Source organism: Streptomyces sp. 7N604, assembly GCF_052245475.1.
Classification (GTDB): domain Bacteria; phylum Actinomycetota; class Actinomycetes; order Streptomycetales; family Streptomycetaceae; genus Streptomyces.
Genome location: NZ_JBQQBX010000089.1, coordinates 1 through 1,706 on the forward strand (window position 1 = coordinate 1; position 1,706 = coordinate 1,706).

Genomic DNA, 1,706 nt, shown 5'->3' on the forward strand with positions numbered 1-1,706 from the left:
AAGAAGCTGTCGTCGATGCTGATGCCGGGCAGGCCGAGGACTTCGGCGAACAGGCCGCACAGGATCTCCTCGCGGGGAGAGCGCGGGGCCCGCCCGACCCACTCCGGACCGTAGTCCGGGGCGGGCAGAGCCCGCCGGTCCAGCTTGCCGTTGGGCGTCAGCGGAAAAGCCTCCACCCCCACGAACGCCGAGGGCACCATGTACTCCGGCAGCGACGCGGCGACATGCCCCCGCAGATCCACGGCCTGCGGCACCAGCTCCCCGGCACCCACGACGACATAGCCCACCAGACGCTGGTCCCCGGGCCGCTCCTCACGCACGACCACAGCAGCCTGCGCCACCTGCGGATGCGACACGAGCACAGACTCGATCTCACCCAACTCGATACGGAAACCCCGCACCTTGACCTGGTCATCGACCCGGCCCAGATACTCCAAGCCGCCCCCGGCCGACCACCGCACCAGATCACCGGTCCGATACATACGACACCCCGGCGAACCGAACGGGTCCGCCACAAACCGCTCACCCGTCAGCGACGCCCGGTTCACATACCCCAGCGCCACCCCCTCACCAGCCACATACAGCTCCCCAGGAACCCCCACCGGAACCGGCCGCAACCGCCCATCGAGCACATACACCCGCGTGTTGGCAATCGGACCACCGATCCCCGGAGCACCCTCCACGACCCCCTCGACGACCGAAGCCGTGGACCAGATCGTCGTCTCCGTCGGCCCGTACAGATTCGTCACCGACTCCGCCCGCTCGACCAGCAACCCCGCCAGATCGGCCGGCAGCGCCTCACCCCCCACCAGCACCCGCACACCATCAAGCCGCACACCCTCAGCGACCACAGCACGCCACAGACTCGGCGTCGCCTGCATCACCGTCACACCAGCGGAAACCATCAGATCGCCCAGCGCCCGCGGATCACGCACCCGCTCCCGCTCGGCCACCACCACACACCCACCACTGACCAACGGCCCGAACAACTCCAGCCCCGCAATGTCGAATCCGACCGTGGTCACCGCCAACAACCGGTCACCCACCCCGAACCCGCACACCTCACCCATCGAAGTCAGGAAATTCACCAACGCCCCACCCGGCACCACCACACCCTTCGGGCGACCCGTCGACCCCGACGTATAGATCACATACGCCGGATCCAGCGCAGAGACCCCACCGCGCCTCGCCCCGGTGTCCAGATTCCCCGCCGCCAGATGCGACAGCTCCTCCACCGTCTCCGGCGCATCCATCAGCGCCCGCGGCGCATCCGCCTCCGGCAGCAAGCCATCCAGCTCACCCACCGTCAGCACCGACTGCGGAACCGCGTCTTCGAGCATGTAGGCGAGCCGGTCAGCCGGGTACTCGGTGTCCAACGGCAGATACGCCGCACCCGACTTCAGCACCGCCAGCAGCGCCACCACCAGATCCGCCGACCGAGGCAACGCCACCGCCACAAACCGCCCGGGCCCCGCCCCCCGACCGACCAGCAACCGGGCCAGTCGATTGGCACGCGCATTCAGCTCCGCATACGACAGCACCACATCCCCAGCCACCACCGCAGCCGCGTCCGGAGCACCCGCAACCCGCTCCTCGAACCACTCGGAAACCGACAGCGACGGCACCACACGCCCGGTGTCATTCCACTCCACCAGCAGCCTGCGGGCCTCATCGGCATCCAGCAGCTCCGCTCGGCTGATCGGCTC

General features: G+C 68.7%; 1 protein-coding gene. It reads right to left on the reverse strand.

What is annotated here, in order from left to right:
- The coding region (locus ACTWP8_RS38115) for a non-ribosomal peptide synthetase (RefSeq protein ID WP_443326631.1) at positions 1-1,706 on the reverse strand (1,706 nt) is incomplete at both ends.